Source organism: Aestuariirhabdus haliotis (assembly GCF_023509475.1).
Taxonomy (GTDB): domain Bacteria; phylum Pseudomonadota; class Gammaproteobacteria; order Pseudomonadales; family Aestuariirhabdaceae; genus Aestuariirhabdus; species Aestuariirhabdus haliotis.
Window position 1 is genome coordinate 1 of record NZ_JAKSDZ010000049.1, and the last position, 21646, is coordinate 21646.

At 50.1% G+C, this 21646-nt stretch carries 26 protein-coding genes; 13 read left to right on the top strand and 13 right to left on the bottom strand.

Features of this window, described 5'->3' with window-relative positions; all coding sequences use genetic code 11:
* Positions 1-349 precede the first annotated feature (349 nt).
* Entirely contained in the window at positions 350-520 is a 171-nt protein-coding gene (locus tag MIB40_RS16985) for a hypothetical protein (RefSeq protein ID WP_249696688.1), read from the bottom strand.
* Between the two features lie 212 nt (positions 521-732).
* On the opposite strand from MIB40_RS16985, the gene MIB40_RS16990 reads away from it, so the two are divergent.
* A complete protein-coding gene (locus MIB40_RS16990; RefSeq protein ID WP_249696689.1) occupies positions 733-1146 on the top strand; it encodes a hypothetical protein in 414 nt (137 codons plus the stop codon).
* A gap of 102 nt (positions 1147-1248) precedes the next feature.
* Here MIB40_RS16990 and MIB40_RS16995 read toward each other — a convergent pair whose 3' ends face one another.
* Both MIB40_RS16995 and MIB40_RS17000 read right to left on the bottom strand, forming a co-directional pair.
* Positions 1249-3552 carry a molybdopterin-dependent oxidoreductase gene (locus MIB40_RS16995; protein ID WP_249696690.1) on the bottom strand — a complete coding sequence of 768 codons (2304 nt, stop codon included), beginning with the start codon at positions 3550-3552 and terminating at the stop codon, positions 1249-1251.
* Positions 3553-3612: 60 nt separating this feature from the next.
* Complete coding sequence (locus tag MIB40_RS17000; protein WP_249696691.1) at positions 3613-4485, bottom strand: acyl-CoA thioesterase; 873 nt, start codon at positions 4483-4485, stop codon at positions 3613-3615.
* 114 nt (positions 4486-4599) lie between these two features.
* On the opposite strand from MIB40_RS17000, the gene MIB40_RS17005 reads away from it, so the two are divergent.
* From MIB40_RS17005 to MIB40_RS17015, 3 genes are all read left to right on the top strand, one after another.
* The gene (locus MIB40_RS17005) at positions 4600-5487 is read left to right on the top strand and encodes a LysR substrate-binding domain-containing protein (protein WP_249696692.1); all 888 of its coding nucleotides are present in this window, start codon (positions 4600-4602) and stop codon (positions 5485-5487) included.
* Between the two features lie 117 nt (positions 5488-5604).
* The gene (locus tag MIB40_RS17010; protein ID WP_249696693.1) at positions 5605-6021 is read left to right on the top strand and encodes a MarR family winged helix-turn-helix transcriptional regulator; all 417 of its coding nucleotides are present in this window, start codon (positions 5605-5607) and stop codon (positions 6019-6021) included.
* A 32-nt stretch (positions 6022-6053) separates the two neighbouring features.
* Positions 6054-6494: a hotdog fold domain-containing protein gene (locus tag MIB40_RS17015; protein ID WP_249696694.1), complete on the top strand. Its 441-nt coding sequence runs from the start codon at positions 6054-6056 to the stop codon at positions 6492-6494.
* A gap of 91 nt (positions 6495-6585) precedes the next feature.
* Here the strand turns inward: MIB40_RS17015 and MIB40_RS17020 are convergent, their stop codons facing one another.
* From MIB40_RS17020 to MIB40_RS17045, 6 genes are all read right to left on the bottom strand, one after another.
* Positions 6586-6966: a VOC family protein gene (locus MIB40_RS17020; protein ID WP_249696695.1), complete on the bottom strand. Its 381-nt coding sequence runs from the start codon at positions 6964-6966 to the stop codon at positions 6586-6588.
* A 128-nt stretch (positions 6967-7094) separates the two neighbouring features.
* Positions 7095-7604, bottom strand: coding sequence for a GNAT family N-acetyltransferase (locus MIB40_RS17025; protein WP_249696696.1), 510 nt, complete (start codon positions 7602-7604; stop codon positions 7095-7097).
* A gap of 107 nt (positions 7605-7711) precedes the next feature.
* A complete protein-coding gene (gene glpE / locus MIB40_RS17030; protein ID WP_249696697.1) occupies positions 7712-8011 on the bottom strand; it encodes a thiosulfate sulfurtransferase GlpE in 300 nt (99 codons plus the stop codon).
* A gap of 317 nt (positions 8012-8328) precedes the next feature.
* A complete protein-coding gene (gene sugE / locus MIB40_RS17035) occupies positions 8329-8655 on the bottom strand; it encodes a quaternary ammonium compound efflux SMR transporter SugE (protein ID WP_249696698.1) in 327 nt (108 codons plus the stop codon).
* A 119-nt stretch (positions 8656-8774) separates the two neighbouring features.
* The gene (locus MIB40_RS17040; protein WP_249696699.1) at positions 8775-9008 is read right to left on the bottom strand and encodes a DUF1059 domain-containing protein; all 234 of its coding nucleotides are present in this window, start codon (positions 9006-9008) and stop codon (positions 8775-8777) included.
* A gap of 78 nt (positions 9009-9086) precedes the next feature.
* The gene (locus tag MIB40_RS17045; RefSeq protein ID WP_249696700.1) at positions 9087-9683 is read right to left on the bottom strand and encodes a hypothetical protein; all 597 of its coding nucleotides are present in this window, start codon (positions 9681-9683) and stop codon (positions 9087-9089) included.
* Between the two features lie 396 nt (positions 9684-10079).
* On the opposite strand from MIB40_RS17045, the gene MIB40_RS17050 reads away from it, so the two are divergent.
* Together MIB40_RS17050 and MIB40_RS17055 are read left to right on the top strand one after the other, a co-directional pair.
* On the top strand, positions 10080-11303 hold the full coding sequence (locus MIB40_RS17050) for an NAD(P)/FAD-dependent oxidoreductase (protein WP_249696701.1): 1224 nt from the start codon (positions 10080-10082) through the stop codon (positions 11301-11303).
* A 61-nt stretch (positions 11304-11364) separates the two neighbouring features.
* On the top strand, positions 11365-11685 hold the full coding sequence (locus MIB40_RS17055; protein WP_249696702.1) for a 2Fe-2S iron-sulfur cluster-binding protein: 321 nt from the start codon (positions 11365-11367) through the stop codon (positions 11683-11685).
* 100 nt (positions 11686-11785) lie between these two features.
* On the opposite strand, the gene MIB40_RS17060 is transcribed toward MIB40_RS17055, so the two are convergent.
* Positions 11786-12295, bottom strand: a complete 510-nt coding sequence (locus MIB40_RS17060; protein WP_249696703.1) for a shikimate kinase — start codon at positions 12293-12295, stop codon at positions 11786-11788.
* A gap of 186 nt (positions 12296-12481) precedes the next feature.
* On the opposite strand from MIB40_RS17060, the gene MIB40_RS17065 reads away from it, so the two are divergent.
* The 5 genes from MIB40_RS17065 (at position 12482) to MIB40_RS17085 (ending at position 17405) form a co-directional block, all read left to right on the top strand.
* Positions 12482-13159: a histidine phosphatase family protein gene (locus MIB40_RS17065; RefSeq protein ID WP_249696704.1), complete on the top strand. Its 678-nt coding sequence runs from the start codon at positions 12482-12484 to the stop codon at positions 13157-13159.
* Between the two features lie 55 nt (positions 13160-13214).
* Positions 13215-14429, top strand: a complete 1215-nt coding sequence (locus tag MIB40_RS17070; protein WP_249696705.1) for an acyl-CoA dehydrogenase family protein — start codon at positions 13215-13217, stop codon at positions 14427-14429.
* Positions 14430-14536: 107 nt separating this feature from the next.
* The gene (locus MIB40_RS17075) at positions 14537-15577 is read left to right on the top strand and encodes a phosphotransferase (RefSeq protein WP_249696706.1); all 1041 of its coding nucleotides are present in this window, start codon (positions 14537-14539) and stop codon (positions 15575-15577) included.
* Positions 15578-15623: 46 nt separating this feature from the next.
* Positions 15624-16598, top strand: a complete 975-nt coding sequence (locus MIB40_RS17080) for an NADPH:quinone oxidoreductase family protein (protein ID WP_249696707.1) — start codon at positions 15624-15626, stop codon at positions 16596-16598.
* A gap of 42 nt (positions 16599-16640) precedes the next feature.
* Entirely contained in the window at positions 16641-17405 is a 765-nt protein-coding gene (locus tag MIB40_RS17085; RefSeq protein WP_249696708.1) for an SDR family oxidoreductase, read from the top strand.
* 428 nt (positions 17406-17833) lie between these two features.
* On the opposite strand, the gene MIB40_RS17090 is transcribed toward MIB40_RS17085, so the two are convergent.
* The 3 genes from MIB40_RS17090 to MIB40_RS17100 form a co-directional block, all read right to left on the bottom strand.
* Positions 17834-18343 carry a hypothetical protein gene (locus tag MIB40_RS17090; protein ID WP_249696709.1) on the bottom strand — a complete coding sequence of 170 codons (510 nt, stop codon included), beginning with the start codon at positions 18341-18343 and terminating at the stop codon, positions 17834-17836.
* A 119-nt stretch (positions 18344-18462) separates the two neighbouring features.
* The gene (locus MIB40_RS17095; protein ID WP_249696710.1) at positions 18463-19062 is read right to left on the bottom strand and encodes a hypothetical protein; all 600 of its coding nucleotides are present in this window, start codon (positions 19060-19062) and stop codon (positions 18463-18465) included.
* Positions 19063-19226: 164 nt separating this feature from the next.
* Positions 19227-20078, bottom strand: a complete 852-nt coding sequence (locus tag MIB40_RS17100; protein ID WP_249696711.1) for a LysR family transcriptional regulator — start codon at positions 20076-20078, stop codon at positions 19227-19229.
* A 118-nt stretch (positions 20079-20196) separates the two neighbouring features.
* On the opposite strand from MIB40_RS17100, the gene MIB40_RS17105 reads away from it, so the two are divergent.
* Positions 20197-20889 carry an NADPH-dependent F420 reductase gene (locus MIB40_RS17105; protein WP_249696712.1) on the top strand — a complete coding sequence of 231 codons (693 nt, stop codon included), beginning with the start codon at positions 20197-20199 and terminating at the stop codon, positions 20887-20889.
* A gap of 157 nt (positions 20890-21046) precedes the next feature.
* Positions 21047-21487 carry a YybH family protein gene (locus tag MIB40_RS17110; RefSeq protein ID WP_249696713.1) on the top strand — a complete coding sequence of 147 codons (441 nt, stop codon included), beginning with the start codon at positions 21047-21049 and terminating at the stop codon, positions 21485-21487.
* Positions 21488-21646: the final 159 nt, after the last annotated feature.

The window sequence follows — 21646 nt, forward strand, 5'->3', positions numbered from 1 at the left end:
TCAAGGCGAAGCTCGCCGTTCATGTCGAGACCTGAACAAGGGCTTCAACACCGAGAAAAACCATTTTAGGACTGCCCTACGGGGCTTTCAGGCGAACCCAGACTCTTTGTTACGCCGTTTTGAAAGGTCTGGACCCTACTGCAAAGACGTGCCGCGATTCTGGATTCGCCTGAAAGCCAGAGTTCATCTGAATTAATCAGAGGTGCCTTAAATCGTAATACTGAGAGACCCTCAGCTTAGTTTGCAAGGTCGTCGGATCAATAGATCAGCGTTGATTATTATGGACACTTATCAGTACTTCCGTGTCAAAAAATCCAGTTTATGACTGCACAACTATAAATAGTCACAGTCATACAGCCACTGACTTATTGAGAGAACGGTTCCGACTGATGGGTTGTTTCAGCTCATCAGTAAAGATCGCAGCAAAAATCGCTTCATCTCCCTGTTGGTGGGCAAAACTGGCACGATCACTTACTGGTAACAAAGGATCCGCACCTCCAAAATTTCCGAAGTAGTTCATCCGTTCCCCTTCCCTTTGGTATCTGCAGCAGATACTCACAACACAAACCCTTTCCAAGCCTGGATTGAGCCTTCAGTTTTTTAATGCTTTGCAGTGTCGCTCTGGTAAATATCTTATTGTAGAGTGGCCTATAAGCGCGGTAGCTCTTACATGTTCCAGACTACCGTTCGCTAGCAACCTGTTACAGATCATACGACGATGGAAGAGATCCTATGCGACACCTTATTGCCCTCTTACTACTGATTTCCAGCCCAGCGGTATTCGGCTCGAACGCCGGAGAACCTCTCGAACGAGCCTCAAAAGCTTATCTGGCAACGGGAGCCGATGCCTTTATTCCCGCCCTGGTAGAAGGGTCCGCACTCGAAGGCCAGGAAGGCATTCTGGCCCAGGTCGCAATACTGCAGCAGGTTGAGGGGGTTTATGGTGCCTACGAAGGCTTTGATGTGATCTATGAAAAGAACCTGACCAGCCGGGTGCGACTGGTGTATTACGTGATGAACTACGAAAAATCCCCCCTGTTTGGCGTCGCCACCTATTATCAGCGCAATGATAAAGAGATCGTCACCAACCTGAACTTTAACACCCAGATGTGGAATGTACTGCCCGGGGATGTGGTGTTTAACTAGAGCGGCCCTGCGTGTTTCTTCTTAACGCCCCGATTCAACTCGGGGCGTTTGGGTTCACTTTGGTAGCCTGTCCTGGCGCCAAAAATCATCTCGAAGCAATGATTAGCTGGCCAGCTTGTGCAACGCCACCGGCACATACTTGTGATAAGGAGTTTTGGTAAAAGGGTCACAGTGACTGCCGGCCGTCAAACGATTCAGCGCGGGGCCATTCGGCTCGCTATCTTGATATCGCATGCCATAACCATGGGGCAAGGTGACCATACCCTCACGCACCGAGTCATCGACCTCAGCCACCACCTGCAGCTGGCCATTCGATGACTTACAGGCCACCCAATCTCCGCTCGCAATATTGTGGCGTGCGGCATCCTCGGGATGAATGCGTAGAAAGCCATAAGGATCCACTTTACGCCACTCGGGATTTCTGAAAATCTGATTGGAGTTATAGGCCCTCCGCTCACCCGCCATCAAAATAAGCGGGAATTTCTCATCAACCGATACGTTGTTTGGCAACTTTTCCGACTCTTGCAACCCCCTCATCTCTTGCAATACCTCATCGATCTCCAGATGAATACGCTGGTCTTCGTTTTTGATAAACCGCCAAAGATCCGAATAATTATGACGACTGATGATGGCACCTGAACGGCTTTTCAAAATATGCCGGAACAGATTAACCCCCAGCGTAAAGCGATTACCCTTGATACCCGTTCGTTTAACCGCCTCGGCATGTTTCGTGGCGTAATCGATGGCGAGGGGTAATATCAACGCCGCCACATTGGCGCCATCGGGTAATGCCGGCCCCAGGGTTCGATACAAGATGGAGGGTACAAATGGTGCCCATTGTTTATTGGCCTTGACGCTGGCCATCAAAGCAGACAGATATAACTGGTGCCCGGTGACGGTCGGTTCATATCGGGCGATTGTTGACAACACAGGTAACGTTTCGGGAATCATGCCCATTTTGTTTAACAGTCGCGTGTAGATTTCCGGTTCGGGTAAACAGTCACCCGTTGGTTCCAATATGGCCGGTCTGAGATGGAAAAAGTTTTCCGGGAACTCGGCGTTAAAACCGGTCGCTTCCCATTTTTCAAATTGTGATGCCGCGGGTAAAACATAATCCGCCAGCCGGGCTGTTTCTGTTAAGGCGACATCGACAACCACTAACAGATCCAGTTTTTTAAACGCTCGCTCGTAAGCCTGGGAATCGGCAAAAGACATCACTGGATTGCTACTATCGACCCAGACAGCCCGCAGGCGATCTTCCCCATCGTGTTCAATTTCATCGGGCAGTATATTCGGCGGATACATTCCTGATATCGGCATCATTTTATGGTGCGCCGTGAGCTTTAGATCCCTTTTACGCTCATCAGTGTTTCCCAGCAGAGGCAGAAAAGAGGTATGCAGATTATTGCCACCCTTTTTGGCAAAATTACCCGTCAGGATATACAGCATCTTCTCAAGATAAGCTGTCACCGTTGAATGCAGTGTTTGTTGCAAGCCCAGGTCAATTCTCACGCAACCGTTTTTCGCCCTGGCAAAACCACGAGCCACCTCGAAGACCGTATCAAGAGAAACGTCGGCCTTGTTAACGTACTCTTCTACCGGAATGCTCAAAAGTGTTGCCTGCAAAGCCTCAAAGCCCGTGCAATGGGCGGCGACGAAGGCCTTGTCATGTAGCTCTTCACGAACAATGATGGACAAGATCGCTGATAACAGATAGGCATCCGTACCGGGCTTCAACTGAAAGTGGATGTCTGCCATCTTTGCCGTTTCGGTGCGACGCGGATCGAACACCACCATGGTGCGCTGCGGGTCTTTTTTTATCTGTTTGAGGGTATCTCGCGCATTGGGAATGCCGTGGGACTGATAAGGATTACAGCCAATAAACAAGACGTAATCGGCATGTTCGACATCTTCCGTGGCATGCACTCTCTGATCCCCGAACAGGCGACCATTGACCCAGAAGTCCATGGTTTTTTCTTGCGCCAAAGCAGAATAGACATAACGACTTTTGCCCATGGCATAACGCAACTGTTGCGCAAAGGCCCCCCCAAGATGATTACCCTGCCCCCCGCCACCGACGATTGCAAAGGCGTCGCCACCAAATTGGTCCCGCACGGCCCCCATACGGTCGGCAATTTCGCTTAGCGCCTGATCCCAACTGATGGCCTCAAAGCCGCCATCGGGTTGGCGCTTCAGTGGCTGGGTCAGGCGATCATCATGGTGCTGATAATGCGCCAGACGAGCGGCTTTCTGACAAATATAACCCTTGGTCACTGGGTGCAGAGGATCGCCCTTGATCTTGGTGATGCGGCCGTTTTCCGTGGTAATGGCAATACCGCAGTTTCTGGAACAGAGAATACAAGCACCAGAGTGCTGTTGATTCTGGGAGCTACCGGAAGTATTCATAGTGCATATCTCATAGTCATTATTGTCAGTCAGCGCTCATCTGAATTAATCAGAGGTGCCCTAGTCTTTGTAATAAACCATCTGGCTTGCAGTCGCGAGCAAGCTGTTGTCAGCGCCCCAGATTTCCGAGGTCTGATCAAAATAATTTCCGGAAAACTTTGATGCGCGAGCCTGTCCCAACACCGCTGGAGACGGCAAGTGTTGTAACTGTGCTTCGGTGGTATGAAAGTGCACCGTAAGACTCACCGTACCGATAGGGGCGAACTTCTTTTTGCGCACAAACAGACGGGGGAAGAAAGCATCCGACAGTGCGGTTAACGACGGGAAATCCAGTTTGCGGCGAGGGCTATCAGACATCCATAACAGACTCTCCGAGAGATTGCCGTACTCCGCCTTGGCACCGTCATCAGCCCGGCCATCGCTCCTGTCGGTATCGAAAGGGCTACCACTGACAAAGCGCATATCGTATTGATTCACCCAGGGCGTCATCGGAAAGTCGGGCAAGGCTGCCAGGCTGTCGTATTTCGGGGCTTCGGGGCAAGTAAGCTCCAGGCTCTCCCAGGTGTTCTTACGCAGGGCAAACACACAGGTGGCCGAACACTGAATTTCATCCCCCTGCATAAGCTGGATCATCCAATGTTGATTGGAACGATTTGCCCGCAGCAGCACCGATTCGATCTCCAGATCTCCGGGACGGATAGGCCCTAGAAAATTCACCGTTAAGGACACCGGGGAACCTTGGCGATCCGGATGTATCAACACCGACTGCAACAACTGGGCTGCCGTAACACCACCGAAGGGGCCCACCATATTTTGGTAAGCCGGGCTGGTCTTGGCGACATATTTTCCCGCATCACCGGTTAACAGCATTGCCTGATCGAGGGGGTGCGAACACTCAGTTTTCTCTTTCGTATCTTTTATCTCTTGCAACATTCTACTAGCCACCGCTTTTCTATTTTGAACCCAAGTAAGCTAAGCTAATCAAAACATCACAGCAAATCATTAAAACTTAACCTTAAATTAGTTTAACTAAACTATGAGAGCTTTATGCAAAAGACTCCTCCCCCGATTCAGTGGTTACCCATCCTGGAAGCTGCGGCACGCCATCTCAGTTTCAAGAAGGCCGCAGAAGAGCTTTGTGTCACTCCTTCGGCCATCAGTCAGCAAATAAAGGGGCTCGAGAATTATCTGGGGCTGACTTTATTTGAGAGAAACGGCAGGAAGCTAAAACTCAGTCCTGCCGGAGAGTCCTACTACCTGATTGCCGAAGACATCATCAAGCGCCACAGCAAAGGCTACCGCGAACTGCAACGGCGCTATCACAACCCGGTTCTGCAAATCAGTTGCCCTATCTTTATTGCCCAGGAGTTACTGATCCCCAATTACCTGTCCTTCAAAGAGTTCGCTCCCTCGGTCGAACTGCGTATCACCACCGGTAATGCATTTGTCGACTTCGATAACGAGCCGGTAGACGCCGCATTACGCTTTGGCCCCGGTTCCTGGCCCGAGCTCGACTGCCGATTAATCAGCGACGTCGATCTGCAACTGGTCTGCAGTCCCACCTACCTCGACCAGTACCGGCTGAACAAGCACGTCAATCTGGATCAGGCCGCCCTCGAAGGCCACGCCCTGATCTCCCTGGACGATGAGTTGCGTAATTGGAAACAGCTCTACCCAACGATTAACCCTGAGAAAACAATCATTTGCGATTCCTATTTCTCGGCAATCCGCTCCGCCGAAGAGGGCCTGGGTATCACTGTGGGCATGAAGCCAACGATCAACCGTCTGCTGGCCGAGGAACGACTGATAACCCTGACCTCTGATATATCGACTACCGACTTTGCTTACTGGCTGGTCGCCCCCAAACATAAAGCCAACACAGAACAGGTGGACGCGCTTCATCGCTGGATCAAATCCCTGTTCGATGCACTGTAACGGCCTGCCACTGTTACAGGCCGCACCAGGTCACCCCGGAAAAATTCAGAGATCGCTTGCAGGCATTTAGTTTATATGTAAACTATATAGTTGACATATAAATTAATAAAGTAACACATGGACAAACGCCTCTTCTTTCTGCTCAGCCAGGCCCAGCATCGACTGTTCCGATTTGCCGACAGACATTGCGACCGCCATCTGGACATCTCCGTAACCCAGGCCGCCGCGCTGATGTTTATCAGTAAGCAGGAGGGGTGTTTGCAAAAAGACGTTGCGGCGGCATTAAACCTGAATAACTCGGCCATCACGGGTCTGGTCGCTCGCATGAGAAGAAACGGTCTGATCGCTCGCAGGCCTTGCGACGAGGATGGACGGGCATCCCGATTGTTCCTGTGCAAACAGGGAAGCGACAAACTGCCGTTGTTACTCCCTATGATCGATCAGTTCAACCAGGCATTAACCGACGGATTTTCCGACGATGAGATAAGGATTGTGATTCGGTTTCTCAACAAAATCATGATGGATTTTTCATAACGACAAATAAATCAACCCACAGGAGAAAAATCATGAGTCAATTTTTAACCATGTTTCAGCAGATGGGCAGCGAAGTGTTTTCCCAGAGTATCGGACAGGTCGCGCCCTATTTTTCCACCATCGACCCGCAGGTCACCGAACTCAAACCTGGCTACTGCGAAGTCATGTTGAAGAACCAGAAAAAAGTGCACAACCACCTGGGCACCGTACACGCCATCGCCATGTGCAACGCCGCAGAACTGGCCGGCGGTATGACCACCGATGTCTCTATCCCTAAAGGCGCGCGATGGATTCCCCAGGGTATGACGGTGGCCTATCTGGCCAAGGCCAAAACCGATCTGAGGGTTGTTTGTGACGCTTCAGAAGTTGATTTTACCCAGGCCGGCGCCGTTGTCGTACCGGTAGTCGCCTTCGATACCGAAGGCACCCAATGCTTTACCGCTGATATCACCATGAACGTGAAGTTGAGCTGAGGCATTGGAAGGCTGAACGGCTTATATCAACCGGATAAAAACGGACCATTCCCGGTACTCTGCCGGGAATGGTCCTAACAGAAAATTATAATTAGCTGACCCGATGCATCGCACAAATTTTGTTACCGGACGGATCACGCAGGTAAGCCAGATAGAGTTTGCCAACGGCACCTTCACGAATTCCTGGAGGATCTTCACAGGCAATACCGCCGTTCGCTAGTCCAGCCGCATGCCAGGCATCGGCTTGCTCAGAATCAGCCGCAGCAAAGCCGATGGTACCACCATTGGCATGGGTTGCCGGCTGGCCATCGATGGGTTTGGTCAGGCAAAAAATCCCGTTATCAGCAAAGTAAAAGCAGCGTCCTTTATCATCGAACACACCCGGCTTATGACCCAGGGAGCCCAAAATAGCATCGTAGAATTTCTTTGACGCATCGATATCATTTGCGCCGATCATAATATGACTGAACATCCATTCTCTCCTTTTGGTATTCGACAATCTTTCATCAATAGATCATCAATGATTCTGCCCGGTATGTTGAGCACTATGGGTATTGGCAATGATGCATCAACACCAGAAACCATATTACAGACGCCGACTCAGCCACAGGATGAAGACGATTCGCCGGCCAGGGCTTTATACATAATATGACTATCGACGTAACCTAGACGCTTATGCAAATAGGCATTGGGGATGGTTCCGATAATAACAAACCCCAGTTTTTTCCATAAATTGATCGCCACCTCATTGGTGGAGACTACGGCGTTAAACTGCATCGCCGTGAAGCCCAGTTCGAGAGCCAATGCTTGCGAATGCTCACAGAGACGCCGGGCAACACCTTTGCCCCTCGATTGCGGGCTTACCATATAACCGCAGTTACAAATATGGCGACTTGGGCCCATTGCATTGGGCTTCAGATAATAGGAACCCAAGATAGTGCCTTGCTCTTCCAACACATAGGTTTTTAGGGGGGTTACACACCAAAGGTTGTAAGCCTCATCAAAACTCATTCCGGGTTCAAATGCATAGGTTTCCTGGGCATCAACAACGTCTGCAAACACCGGATAGAAAAGGTCGAAATCCGCCGGAGTCATTTCCCTGATGATCATCTATTATCCTTTTCATAACAGCAGCTTTTCTCAATACGACTAACACTTACTTTTATTGACTGCCAAGTGTCTGAATTTTACTGCAAGACTTCTGCACTTGAGAGGCACTACAGTTTTAACTTCCACTCTTCGAACCCCCCATCAACACTGTACGACTCTTTGAATCCCATGCTGTAAAAATATTCGGCGGCCCCCTTACTGCTATTGCCATGATAGCAGTAGATAATAACAGGCTTGTCTTTGTCCGCCGTGGATAAAATATCACCGACATTAGTATTCGATACCTGAACCGAATTCTGAATATTTCCTGCTGCGAAAGAGGTCGGATCTCTGATATCCAGCAGCGTCACATCCCCTTGCCGAATCAGGGCTTCCGCCTCTTCCACCGATATACATTGATAACTCAAAGCTAACTCCCTAGGGCACCTCTGATTAATTCAGATAGATCTCTGCGGACCCTAAAAATGGTTTTTATCAAGGCGAAGCTCACAGCTCATGTCGAGACCTGGGCAAGGGCTTCAACATAGAGAAAAACCATTTTTAGGGCGCCCTACGGGGCTTTCAGGCGAATCCAGACTCTTTGTTACGCCTTTGCTGTAAGGTCTAGACCTTACAGCAAAGGCGCGCCGCGATTCTGAAGTCGCCTGGAAGCCAGAGTTCATCTGAATTAATCAGAGTTGCCCTAAACAATAAAATAGATTATGGCGGCAATACAAACCCTCTGTCAGGCAACGGAGGAAGACACCACTTTTAAACCGATAATTCCACAAACAATCAATAACAGACAAAGTATTCTCAGCATATCCCGTGACTCATCAAACAGGAACATACCCAGAATCGCCACACCCACGGCACCAATCCCGGTCCATATGGCATAGGCAGTTCCGATAGGAATGGTTTTCATAGCGATGGACAGTAACCAGAAACTGACTGCCATGGCAAATATAGTCAGCAACGAAGCGACCGGTTTGGAAAAACCCTCCGTATATTTGAGGCCAATGGCCCAACCACATTCGAACAATCCTGCCAGTAGCAAGTAGATCCACGCCATATCCCGACCCCTCTTTATAAAACACGCTGAACTTGAGGGCGGCTCTGAACACATCAGAACTGCCCCGGTCATCTACAGATTCGTTTGACGCTATTCATACTATGGCTGTAAATCTACGATTACTCGGGTAAAGCATCGAATGCCTGTCGTTTTGATTCAAACCATTGCGCCATGGCATCAGGGTCTTTCATCAGCACTTGCATATCGGCCATTGCCTTCATGTGCCCCTCGTCCTGCTTTTGATACATCTCCATACCGTGCTGTTTACTCAGCTCTGCTATCTCCTCAAAGGAATCTGCTGAAAACATTTTATCGCACGCACCGCCTAACTCTTTACAGCTCATGGCTTTCATCTTCACACCCTCCTTATGCTTAAGGCATCTCCGAATAGTCCAGATGCCTTAATTATTCCACAGCCTGACTGGTAACGATCATTGCTCTGTCAGGTTCATGGTAGCGTATTTCTCGGCCACCCCTTTGCGGGCACGGCAACTGACAAGATAGGTTTGCCGATCGACCGTCCAGGAACCCTCAACCTGAAAAAAATTACCATCGATCCAGGTATTGCCAGACCAGTTTTCAGGTGTCAGATTTTTCGCCAGAAAATGTTGCGCGGACTTACTCTTGCACCAGATACTCAGTGTCGATGCGGTATCCATAACATGCTTAAAGCCCTGCGAATCTATCGGCACCTCCTGTGACGGAATACTAAGCACGGCATGGTCATCAATCGATCCCGCTAATACACTGCAATAGACGGTTTGATGACGGCTACCCACCAGCCAATCGCCTTTCACCTTCAGAATATTGCCCTCTTGCCATCTGGAGGCAGTCCAGTTATAGGGCCTGGTTACCTGTGCCAGAAAAAACTGTTCCGACTCGCTTTTACACCAGCGCACCAGATCACTCTGACTACTAATAACAGTATTCTCCGCCAGAACGACAGACGACCACACAGAGCCCAATAACAGTCCCAGGGCCTTGATCAGAGCTCGATCCGAGTCTTGTATCCGTTTCATTTTACTCATACTTTGCGCCTTGCTTATCCCTTGCATCTGGCCCTCCTCTCGCGTCCTTACGTCGGCTCTGGGTTATCGATCAACCTCCCCAATCAACTACACCGCCCCCTTACTGATCCGGTGATGAGGCCAAATTCGTAAGGGCTACAGATTACTCCTTTCAGGACGCTTTTCATCTTGTTTTTGTCTGCGCTTATCCATTTAAGATGGCGTTTGCTGTATGAGCCCAGTGGCTATCACACACCACCTCCTCTGCAACAAAGCCTCAGCGGTAACCGGCTTTATAAACGGCCGAATTCGACGATATCATGACCTTTACAAGCATGGCCTGACACCTTGTAGCCCTATAGAGTATTAGGTTGAGAATGTGCCCGTACTGAAAAATTGGACATTGGAGGAGCAATTTTGAACAAACCTCACGCTATTATCGTCGGCGCCAGCCATGCCGGCGCCCAGTTAGCCACCAGTCTACGGCAGCAAGGCTGGCCGGGCTCCATTGTGCTGATCGGCGATGAGACATCCCCCCCTTATCAGCGTCCTCCCCTGTCGAAAGACTTTTTAACCGGTAAACGTGACGAGCAAACCTTGCTGATTCGTCCCGCCGAGCTCTATGCCCGCCATGAGATTGAATTACGTCTGAACACTCGCGTAGAAGCCATCCATCCCGATACTCGCCAGCTGAAGTTAGCCGACGGGGAAACCTTGCATTATGACAAACTGGCGCTCTGCACCGGCGCCCGGGTTCGGCGTATCGAGGCTCCGGGAAGCCAGCTGGAGGGCATCTGCTATCTGCGCACTTTGTCCGATGTTCAGACCATTGCCCCACGCGCCACTGAAGGCAAACGTGCGGTCATTATTGGCGGCGGTTACATTGGCCTGGAAACCGCCGCCGTGCTCAAAACATTGGGCATGGAGGTAACGGTACTGGAGATGATGGACCGGGTGCTGCAGCGGGTCACCGCCGAACCCGTCTCCGACTTTTACACTCGAGTGCACCGGGAACAGGGGGTCAACATCGAACTGAGCACCCGACTCAAGGCTTTTGAGGGCTCCACCCATATCGAGCAGGTGCTCTGCGAAGACGGTCGACGTTTTCCCGCCGACCTGGTGATTGTCGGCATCGGCGTGCTGCCCAATCAGGAACTGGCAGCAGAAGCCGGACTGTCCGTCGACAACGGCATCCTGGTGGATAAATACGCGCTAACCTCGGACCCGCACATTGTCGCCGCCGGAGACTGCACCAACCACCCCAATGAACTATTGGGCAAACGCCTGCGACTGGAATCGGTGCCCAACGCGATGGAGCAGGCCAAGTGTGCCGCCGCCACCCTGTGCGGCAAGCCCAGTGCCTATAACAGTCATCCCTGGTTCTGGTCCGATCAATACGATATGAAACTGCAAATCGCCGGGCTTAATCAGGATTACGATCAGGTGGTACTGAGGGGCGATCCAACTCAGGGCCGCAGTTTTGTTGCCTGGTATCTGAAACAGGGTAAACTGCTGGCCGCTGATTGTATCAACCGACCGAAAGAGTTTATGGTAGCCAAACAGCTGCTGGCGCGGGGGACCGCCATCGACGCCACACAATTAGCCGACGAACAGCTCGAACCTTCCGCGCTGCTCGCATAACAATGCTCAGCTCGGCTGAGCGATAAAACCTGACCATATTTGACCTGATGGGGGAGTTGTAATGCCGCTAGTACGCTATATCAGCGCCGATGGAAACGAATACGAAGCCGAGGTTCCGGTTGGCAATACCTTGATGCAAGGCGCCGTGGATAACATGATCGATGGTATTCTGGGCGAGTGCGGCGGTGCCGGCGCCTGCGCCACCTGCCACTGCTTTGTCGATACCGAGTGGAGCCACCAAACCGGCAGCGCCGGCGATAGCGAACAGGAGATGCTGGAGGCGATTCCCGGCGCCGACGAACGCAGCCGCCTGAGTTGCCAGATCGAGGTAACCGAGGCGATGGAAGGTCTGGTCGTACACCTGCCCGTATCCCAGTTTTAGTCTGGAACAGATCCCGAACCTGAAAAGCCGGTGCCCGAGGGGTTCCGGCTTTTTTATTGCTGTCCGATCGATATTGGTAGAAGAGTTCTCTCGTACCGGCTTATACCGCCGCCAGGGCAACACAGAGTTCATCCAGAATCTGTTGCTGGTTTTTGTTGTCGCATTCGATGGTGATGTCGGCCACCTGCTGATAGAGAGCCCGACGTTCGGCAAACAGGTCTTCGAAGCTTTGCTCGGGCCGCCTGGCAATCCCGCGGCTCTCATAATTGTGTATTCGGCGCTTGAGCTCCGCCAGCGATGCATCGAGAAAAACCACCGGACCAAAGCCGCGCAGGTGCCGCATACCTTCCTGGCCATACACGGCGCTGCCACCGGTAGCGATAACATGGCGAGGCAGGAAGGCTTCGAGCAAGGTTTGCTCCTCGATATGACGCAGCTGCAAATAACCCGCATCGTCCATAATATCCTGCAGAGCCCGGCCTTCACGTAACTGGATCAACAGATCGGTATCGACAAAGTCCAGCGCCAACTCCTTGGCCAACTGCACGCCAATGGTGCTTTTACCGGCGCCAGGCATACCAACCAGGATAACACTACGTTGTGGGTTCATACTGCTCGCTCTTTTACTGCAAAGGGGGTTGAGCCGCCTAGTGTAACCAAGCTGGGCGATGGGGAAAACCCGTTACTATTCGTCGGATTGATACCCCACCATCATTGTCCCTGCCTTCTCAACACCGGGGATTCTCACTATGCTGAAGTCAGACTCAGCCGACCCTAACAATATCCACGAGCAAGCATGAGCGACATCTACCTGGTCCGACACGGCCAAGCCTCTTTTGGCGCAGAAAACTACGATCAACTCTCCGAACTGGGGTATCAACAGTCCCGTTGGCTAGGGGAATACTTCGAGCAGCAAGGCGTGCATTTCGACCGGATCGTCATGGGTGGCCAGGCCCGCCACCGCCAAACGGCAGAAAGTCTTTGTAGTGCTTTGAGCAACCCGGCCCCTCTGGAGTGCCTGGAAGGTTTTAGCGAATACGATTTCGAAGCCATTCTGCACCGTTACCTGGAGCAAAACCCGGCGTTGCGCCCGAACGGCGATGAAAGCGATCGCTCGGTCTATTACCGTCTGCTGATCAAGGCATTGCACGCCTGGTCGGCCAATGAACTCGAAGGCGATTTACCCGAAAGCTGGCAACAGTTTGAGCAGCGGGTTGAACAGAGCCTGCAACAGGTTCGGGATCTGCCCAAAGGCAGCAACACCCTGATCGTCAGCAGTGGTGGGGCTATCTCATTGGCAGCCACCCAGGTTCTGCAAGCCCCCGCCTGCACCATGATCAGCCTCAATCTGCAATTGCGTAACACCGGTGTAACTCGTCTGCGTAACAGCTCGAGTCGCGCCCACCTGTTCAGTTTTAACGAAATGTACCATCTGGATCACAGCGACCGTCAACACGCCATCACCTTCAGTTAACTCACTGCGGGACAGGCACTCGACAGCGTCAAGACAAATAAAAACGGAGAGCCCCATGAATTTCGAATACTCAGACAAGGTCAACGACCTGCTCAAGCGGGTCAACCGCTTTCTCGATGACAACCTGTACCCCATCGAGCAGGAACTGATCGAAGCCATCGAGAATGGCCCGGATCGCTGGACCATTCCACCCCAGATCGAAGCCCTCAAAGCCAAGGCCAAAAGCGAAGGACTGTGGAACCTGTTCCTGCCTGAATTCGACGAGTACGGCTTCGGCTTAACCAATCTTGAGTACGCGCCGCTGGCCGAAACCATGGGGCGCACCCGCTTTGGTAGCGAGGTGTTTAACTGCAGCGCTCCCGATACCGGCAATATGGAAGTGCTGGCCCGTTACGGCAGCGAAGAGCAAAAAGAGCGCTGGCTAAAGCCGCTGCTTAATGGCGAAATCCGCAGTGCCTTTGCCATGACCGAGCCCGATGTGGCCTCCTGCGATGCCACCAATATCGAAACCCTGATACAGCGCGACGGTGACGATTATGTGATCAATGGTCGCAAATGGTACATCTCCGGTGCCTGCGATCCACGCTGCAAGATCCTGATCCTGATGGGTAAAACCGATCCCGACAACCCTAATCGCCATCTGCAGCAATCACAAATTCTGGTTCCGATTGATACCGACGGCGTAAAGATTGTGCGCCCGATGAAAGTCTTCGGCAATGACGACGCTCCGGAAGGCCATGCGGAAATTCTGTTTGAAAACGTTCGCGTGCCAGCCAGCAATATTATTCTGGGCGAAGGCCGTGGATTCGAGATTGCCCAGGGGCGTCTTGGCCCCGGTCGTATTCACCACTGCATGCGATTAGTCGGCGGTGCCCAGCGCGCCCTGGAGATGATGTGCGATCGGGCAGAAAAACGTGTCGCCTTCGGCCGCCCACTGAGCAAGCAAGGCTCGGTGCGTGAGGATATCGCCAAATCGGCCTGCGAAATTGAACAGGCCCGTCTGCTCACCCTGAAAGCCGCCGATAAAATGGACCGACTGGGCAACAAGCAGGCGCAGGATCTGATCGCCATGATCAAGATTATCGCCCCCACTATGGCCTGCACCGTGATCGATCGCGCCATGCAGATTCATGGCGCAGGCGGACTCAGTCAGGATTTCCGTCTGGCCGAGCTCTATACCTACGCCCGCACCATTCGTCTCGCCGACGGTCCCGACCAGGTGCATATGATGCAGCTGGGGCGCAATCTGGCCCGCCATCTGGCACAGTAATATTTGCATCAACGCACCCATGACACCGGGTTGAAAGAGACTCCGCGTCATGGGCGCGTTACCGAGATAACAAGATTGAATTTAACCAGCACAGGTAGAGCACTTGTATGAGCGAACAGATTGATACCCTCGATGAACAACTTCTGGCCGAGTATTTTGAGAAGCAAGTCGAGGGATTCAAGGGACCGCTGACCGCCAGCAAATTTGCCGATGGTCAGTCCAACCCGACTTTCAAGATTGATGCAGCCTCGGGCACCTATGTGTTACGACGCCAACCACCGGGCAAGTTGCTGAAATCGGCCCATGCGGTGGACCGGGAATTCCGGGTAATCAACGCCCTGCGCAACTCCGACGTGCCCCTCGCCAAAGCCTACCATCTGTGCGAAGACACCAGCCTGATCGGCTCCATGTTTTACCTGATGGAATATTGCGAGGGCCGTATTTTCTGGGATGCCGCCATTCCCGAAGTGGATACCGCGCATCGCACCGCCATGTACGATGAGATGAATCGGGTACTGGCGGCCCTGCACAGCGTAGATATTGAAGCCGTGGGCCTGAGCGATTTCGGCAAGCCCGGCAGTTACTTCGAGCGCCAGTACAATCGCTGGACCGAGCAGTACCGCGCCTCCGAATTAAAGCCCATCGACGCGATGGAAAAATTGATCGACTGGCTGGGCAATAACATTCCTGCCGACGATGGTCGGGTTGCCCTCACCCATGGCGACTTCCGCCTCGATAATATGATGTTTCACCCCACCGAGCCCCGGGTGATCGCCCTGCTCGACTGGGAACTATCGACCCTGGGTCACCCCTTTGCCGACCTCGCCTATCAATGCATGCAGCTGCGAATGCCAGCCAACGTCGGCAGCATGTCGGGACTGATGGGCGCCGACCTCAAGGCCCTGGGTATTCCAAACGAACAAGAATACGTAGCTCGATATTGCGAGCGCATGGGGCTTGATGGCATCGATAACTGGGTGTTCTATCTGGCGTTCAGCTTCTTCCGCCTGGCGGCGATTGTGCAGGGTGTGGCCAAACGCGCCGCCGATGGCAATGCCTCCAACCGTAACGCGGCCAAGGTCGGGGCTTTTGTCGAACCCATGGCCAACCTGGCCCTGGGCATTATTAAAAATGAGAGCGGTCGTTAATCACCGCTTTATAACATGCGCCACTAAGCGCAGGAGAATCCGTTAGATGAAAGCGATCGTATGTGAACAGTTTGCACCTCTTGAGGAGCTGCAATACAAAGAGATGCCCGCCCCCAAGGCACGCAAGGGTCAGGTCGTCATTGATGTGGCCGCTGCCGGGGTCAACTACCCGGACGGGCTGTTGGTGCAAGGCCTCTACCAGATGAAACCGCCCTGCCCCTTTGTGCCGGGTACTGAAATTTCCGGCGTGGTCAGCGAAGTAGGCGAAGGGGTCAGCAATGCCAAGGTGGGTGATCGCGTGGTGGGTATTACCATGCTCGGCGGTTACGCCGAAAAAGCCGCGCTGCAAGCCAACACCATTATGCCCCTGCCCGACAGCATTCCCTTCGAAGAAGCCGCGGGCCTGATTACCGCTCACGCCACCGCGCACCATGCGCTGAAACAACGCGCCAACCTGCAACCGGGTGAAACCCTGGTGGTGACCGGTGCTGCCGGCGGTACCGGGCTGGCCGCCGTACAGATAGGCAAAGCCATGGGTGCGAAGGTGATCGCGGTCTGCTCCAGCGCCGAAAAACTGGCCGTGGCCGAAGCCAATGGCGCCGACATCCTGATCAACTACAGCGAACAGGATCTGAAAACCGAACTGAAAAAAGTGACCGGCGGCCAGGGAGTTGATGTGGCTTACGACGTCGTGGGCGGTGATACCTTTGACGCCCTGTCCCGTTGCATGGGCTGGAACGGTCGCCTGCTGGTAATCGGATTTGCTTCCGGTCGCATTCCGGAGTTACCGGTGAACCTGACACTGGTCAAAGGCTATGCCGTACTCGGCGTGTTCTGGGGCACCTTTACCATGAAACAACCGAAAGACTTTGTCGCCAATATGATGGAACTGATGCAATGGTATCTTCAAGGCAAGGTCAAGGTGGTGGTGGACGAGCAGTTCAGTTTGCAAAATGCTGTAGGAGCCATTCAAAAAGTAATGAATCGTCAGGTTATGGGTAAAGTAATTCTTACCCCTTAAACTGTTTACAATAAAATTTAACGAGAAAAAGAGGACAACACAGTGGCTACTAACCTTTTTGATTTAACGGGAAAGATCGCACTGGTCACCGGCGCTAGCCGGGGCATCGGGGAAGAGATTGCCAAATTGCTGGCGGAACAGGGCGCGCACGTTATTGTATCGAGCCGCAAGATTGAAGATTGCCAAAAGGTGGTTGATGCCATCAAGGCCGAAGGCCACAGCGCCGAAGCCCAGGCTTGCCACGTCGGCAGCATGGACGATATCAGCAACACCTTCGAGATGATCAGATCACAGCATGGTCGACTCGATATTCTGGTCAATAACGCAGCCACCAACCCTTACTTTGGTCATGTTCTGGACACCGACCTGGGGGCTTACCAGAAAACCGTCGATGTAAATATTCGCGGCTACTTCTTTATGTCGATCGAAGGTGGCAAGCTGATGCGCAAAAACGGCGGCGGCACCATCATTAATACCGCATCCGTTAACGCTCTGCACCCGGGCCCAGGCCAGGCGATCTACTCCATCACCAAGGCGGCGGTGGTTAATATGACCCAGGCCTTTGCCAAAGAGTGCGCACCGCTGAATATTCGCGTAAACGCCCTGCTGCCGGGGCTGACCAAAACCAAGTTCGCCGGTGCGCTGTTCAACAACGAGGCGATCCACAAGGAAGCGTTGCGCGCCATCCCCATGCGCCGCCACGCCGAACCCAGCGAAATGGCCGGTGCGGTCTTATTCCTGGCATCCGACGCATCAAGCTATATGACCGGTCAAAATATGGTAATCGATGGCGGCATGAACGCCTGATGCAAGACGTAAAAGCATCATAGCAGAGGCAGAAAAATCTGTTTCGGCTTATCTTAAAAAAGGGTAGTACTGATGATCAGTACTACCCTTTTTTCTATCTGAAATCTCAAATAAAGCAGCGTTACAAAGTTGCGTTGACTGCTAATCTATATCGGTGAGCTTTTGCCTTTATCGGCCACGATCTTTCCTTATCTCTATTCCTTGCGCCATCGTGACAGCATCATAGGCTGAATATCGAGCGCTGAGGCAACTTCTTAAACTTGAATGCCATCCATCAAGCTCAACTGAACTGCTTTGGCTTTAAACTCGCTTGTTTACTGCAAGGTTCTTCTTGGATTGTTGTAGCGCGGCATTGGATACCTCATCTTTAGTTAGATGTTGGTATCCGTTAAAGCGGGGGAAGGTTTAGACCTTGTTTGAGCGCTTTGTTAGGCATTGTTTAATTTCGCATTGCAATTTTTACACTTTTTAATAGCGAAGCCTACTCTTTTACTTGCCCCTTTTTCCAAGAAAGGTAGCCTTTTATTGCATGCAGGACAACGCCACATTACACGCGCAAATAGAATTACAGACAACCAAATAGCGATGATGACTAATACAGAACCTAACGGTACACCGGTGTTTCTTCGCCTAATACGGATATCAGATATTTCAACTATGAAAGGAGAAAAAGCCAGCAATCCGCCAACAATAAAAATTGATATTACACCAACAGCAAGACGCCATTTTATTTTGTAAAGGCCAACTATTGAAGAACTGGCCTTTGGCCGATTTAATAGATAGGCAAAAAATAGACTCGACATCAGTACAGCATTGACAACCAATGCTTCACCTATATTCTGATAGAAACCGTCAGACAATACAAGAGTGGAAAACATTGAAAGAATCATAGTTATCATGACGACAACGCCGATAACTACATCTACTAACCCTTTCATTTATCACTCCGTATTTTTTATACAACCTTGAGGAACAGACCTTACATTTCACACTTTTTCGATAGTAAGAACCGAAATTTCAGATGCAAGCTATTACCCTAGAAATTTTCATTGGCTTTTTAACCATCCTGCATACATATAGATTTAATCTCTGCAAACTTGATATGATTTATCAATTCACCATCTCTAATCTCAATCCCTAAATCGTATAGCTTTTCCAAAATCGAGCCTGCATATTCAACTCGAATTTCGCTAACCACATCTTCGCCAACGATCAAGTCCAAAACCTCGTCGTTTTTAACTTCCCTCACCAGCTTAAATTTTCTTGTTGGAAAAACTCTCTCTTGGTTAATATCTGGATCGTCGATGATTTCTACAAAATCATATAAGTATTGGCCGTGCAAACATAAAACCGAATTAGAACCAACATCTAAAAAGTGACACAAGCAACTTGTAGATAAATCCTCGAATGTTATAGCTTCAATTACTGTGTAGGATTCTTTCTTCGCTTTACCAAGCCCGAGTAGCTCATTAATATAATCTTTATCCGACTGCCCTTTGATTCGCCTTAAAAACCCTTCATTGCACACGAATACTGAAGAAAACAACAAACCAAATCCAACTATAGATCCTATGATAGGATGAAAGCTATCACCACCTAAAGCGAAATAGGCCCACATTCCAAAGCCAATATAAACTAACGCGAACAGTAGCCTCATAACTTCCCTAATTGATTAACATTTTATTCATAAGATCTTTCAAGCTTGACCTAACGTGGAAGTTGAATTCGGGAAAACATAGAATTCACCCGTAATTTGTCTGAAATGACCGCTCGGCGTCAGAAGCGGACACTTAGGCAGTCAATCAAGATTTCAACGTGGAATTAAAAACACTCTTTCTTACTTTGTAGAGCCTTTACTATATGGCTCTTTATCGCCTTCATACGTACATTTTGTCTAAGTTCAATATGACTAAGCACCCAAAGTGACCAGCCTGACTCATATGACTTCATGTTGAGTTTCACAACAGACTTATCGTTAAAGTGATCTGGCAGATATTTGGGCATGCAGGCTATTCCAAACCCTGATTTTACCGCAGTATACATAGCATTTAAGTCGTTAATCCGAACAGAACAAACACTGTTTGGAAAATACTTTTGAGCCCATTCGGGCATTTCCAAATCATCATCCCATAAAATAAGGTCTGCATTCTTCTTGTGATCGATATTATTATGCTTATACAGATGATGAGTTAGCGAGGATATTCTAGTTCCAATCAGATCTACCGGTGGGGATTTAGAAAGGCGAACGGCAACATCCGAATGTTTAGTACCAACATTGATGACATCTTGCGAAAGGGTCAAATTTAATTCTATATCTGGATATAACTCCTTAAATTCTGATAAGGCATCTGCAAGAAAAAAAGAGAAGATATCATGCGGCATGGTGAGACAGATTTCACCGGATAGCCTGTCATCGTAGTTCGATAGGGTACGGCCAAACCGATGATTTGCCTCTTCAATATCAACTGCCTGTTGGAAAACCTCTCGGGCGGCCTCAGTCATTTCAACCCCTTTACCAGAGTTGTGAAATAACTTAAGCCCAATGGTTGATTCCAGGCTCTGTATGCGTCGGGATACCGTTGTGTGGTTAACCTTAAGATTGATAGCGGCGGCTGAATAGCTTCCGCTTTTTGCGACCTCAATAAAAAAGTGGACATCTTCCCAATTGTGCACAACTTTTCACCTGCAATTATGCAGAACAGGTCTGCCTTTACCTGCATTGTAGCACACCATTGTGAGCCGTAAACTAAATCCGCATCTGAACGATTCATATTACATTATTGAGGTTTCTATGAAAGTGGCAGTATTGGGAACAGGAATGGTTGGGCGAAGTCTGTCTGAAAAATTAATAAAGCTAGGTCATGAAGTGTCTCTGGGCACACGCGATGTAAAAACGAGCCTGGCAGTAAGTGATATAGATTCCTTGGGTAATTCTCCGCTTAAGCAGTGGCTATCAGAACTCCCAAGCATCAATTTGAACTTTTTTTCGGCTGCAGCAAAGAATGCTGAAGTTATATTTTTGGCAGCGCATGGCTGCGTCGCCAAAGATATTCTTGATAGCGTATCAGAAGAAAATATTGCAGGAAAAACCATTATAGACGTATCCAACAGTTTGATATTTGGAGAACAGGGCGAATTACCCCGACTGGAAATAGGCAATACTGAGTCTGTTGGTGAAACGCTGCAAAAATTATTTCCTACAGCACACATCGTAAAAGCACTTAACAACATCCAGCATAGTTTGATGGTCAATCCCGGCTCAATTCCCGGGAATCATAATGTATTCATTAGCGGTAATAATGAAAACGCAAAAAATGAAACTAAACGGTTGTTAAACGAGTTTGGCTGGAAGGAAAACCAAATAGTAGATTTAGGTAATATCGTTTATGCCAGAGCAATGGAAATGAATGTAATTCTATGGTGGCGTATATATGAGCTTCTGGGTACCGGTGATTTCAACTTTGAAATCAGACAAGCCAAATAGCCAACCTTATAAAGTCACTATCATAATATCAGCACACGACCAAGAGGCATTGTTTCTCAGTATTCTGCACGTCCGACCCTGACAGTGGTGGTTGACAACACCCTGTGAGGTTTGGACCTGATATTTCAATGCTCATTGCGTGTGAGGGAGCCATAATATGAAATACATCGTTTATCCGTTACTTGCGTTACTATTTTTTGCTAATCCTCTAGCGGCACAAAAGCCTCTCCCGAAAACACCCCTACAAGCTCATGAATACTGGGCTTCAGCCTTTAACGCTAACGATCTTGAATGGATTTGTTCTCTATATACAGACACAGCTATGAGCCGAAATCCTGACAATAGCGACTCAACAGGCATAGAAACAATCTGTGAGAGCTTAAGGCGGTTTATGAATGCAGCACAAAGCATTGAGCTTGAAACTCTGTATGAAATGAGGAATGGAGATATTGCATTATTAAGGTCAAGTTATACTTACCATATCTTATCGGAAGATGGGGAAAGCCTATCCCATTCGGGCAGTGGTATCGAAATTGTTCAACGTCAATCCGATGGAACCTGGTTATTTATGATAGACCACCCAAGAGGGGGAGAGTAATCCCAGAAACAACCTTGAGGGTCAGGCCTTACATTTCAGACTTAACCGATAGTGGGAAGCGTAATGTCAAATGTAATGTATGACTCGCCCTCCTTTTGCAAGTATAACGACAAATTAGTTTGCGGTAATGTATCCGGGATCTAAATGAGTAACTAATTT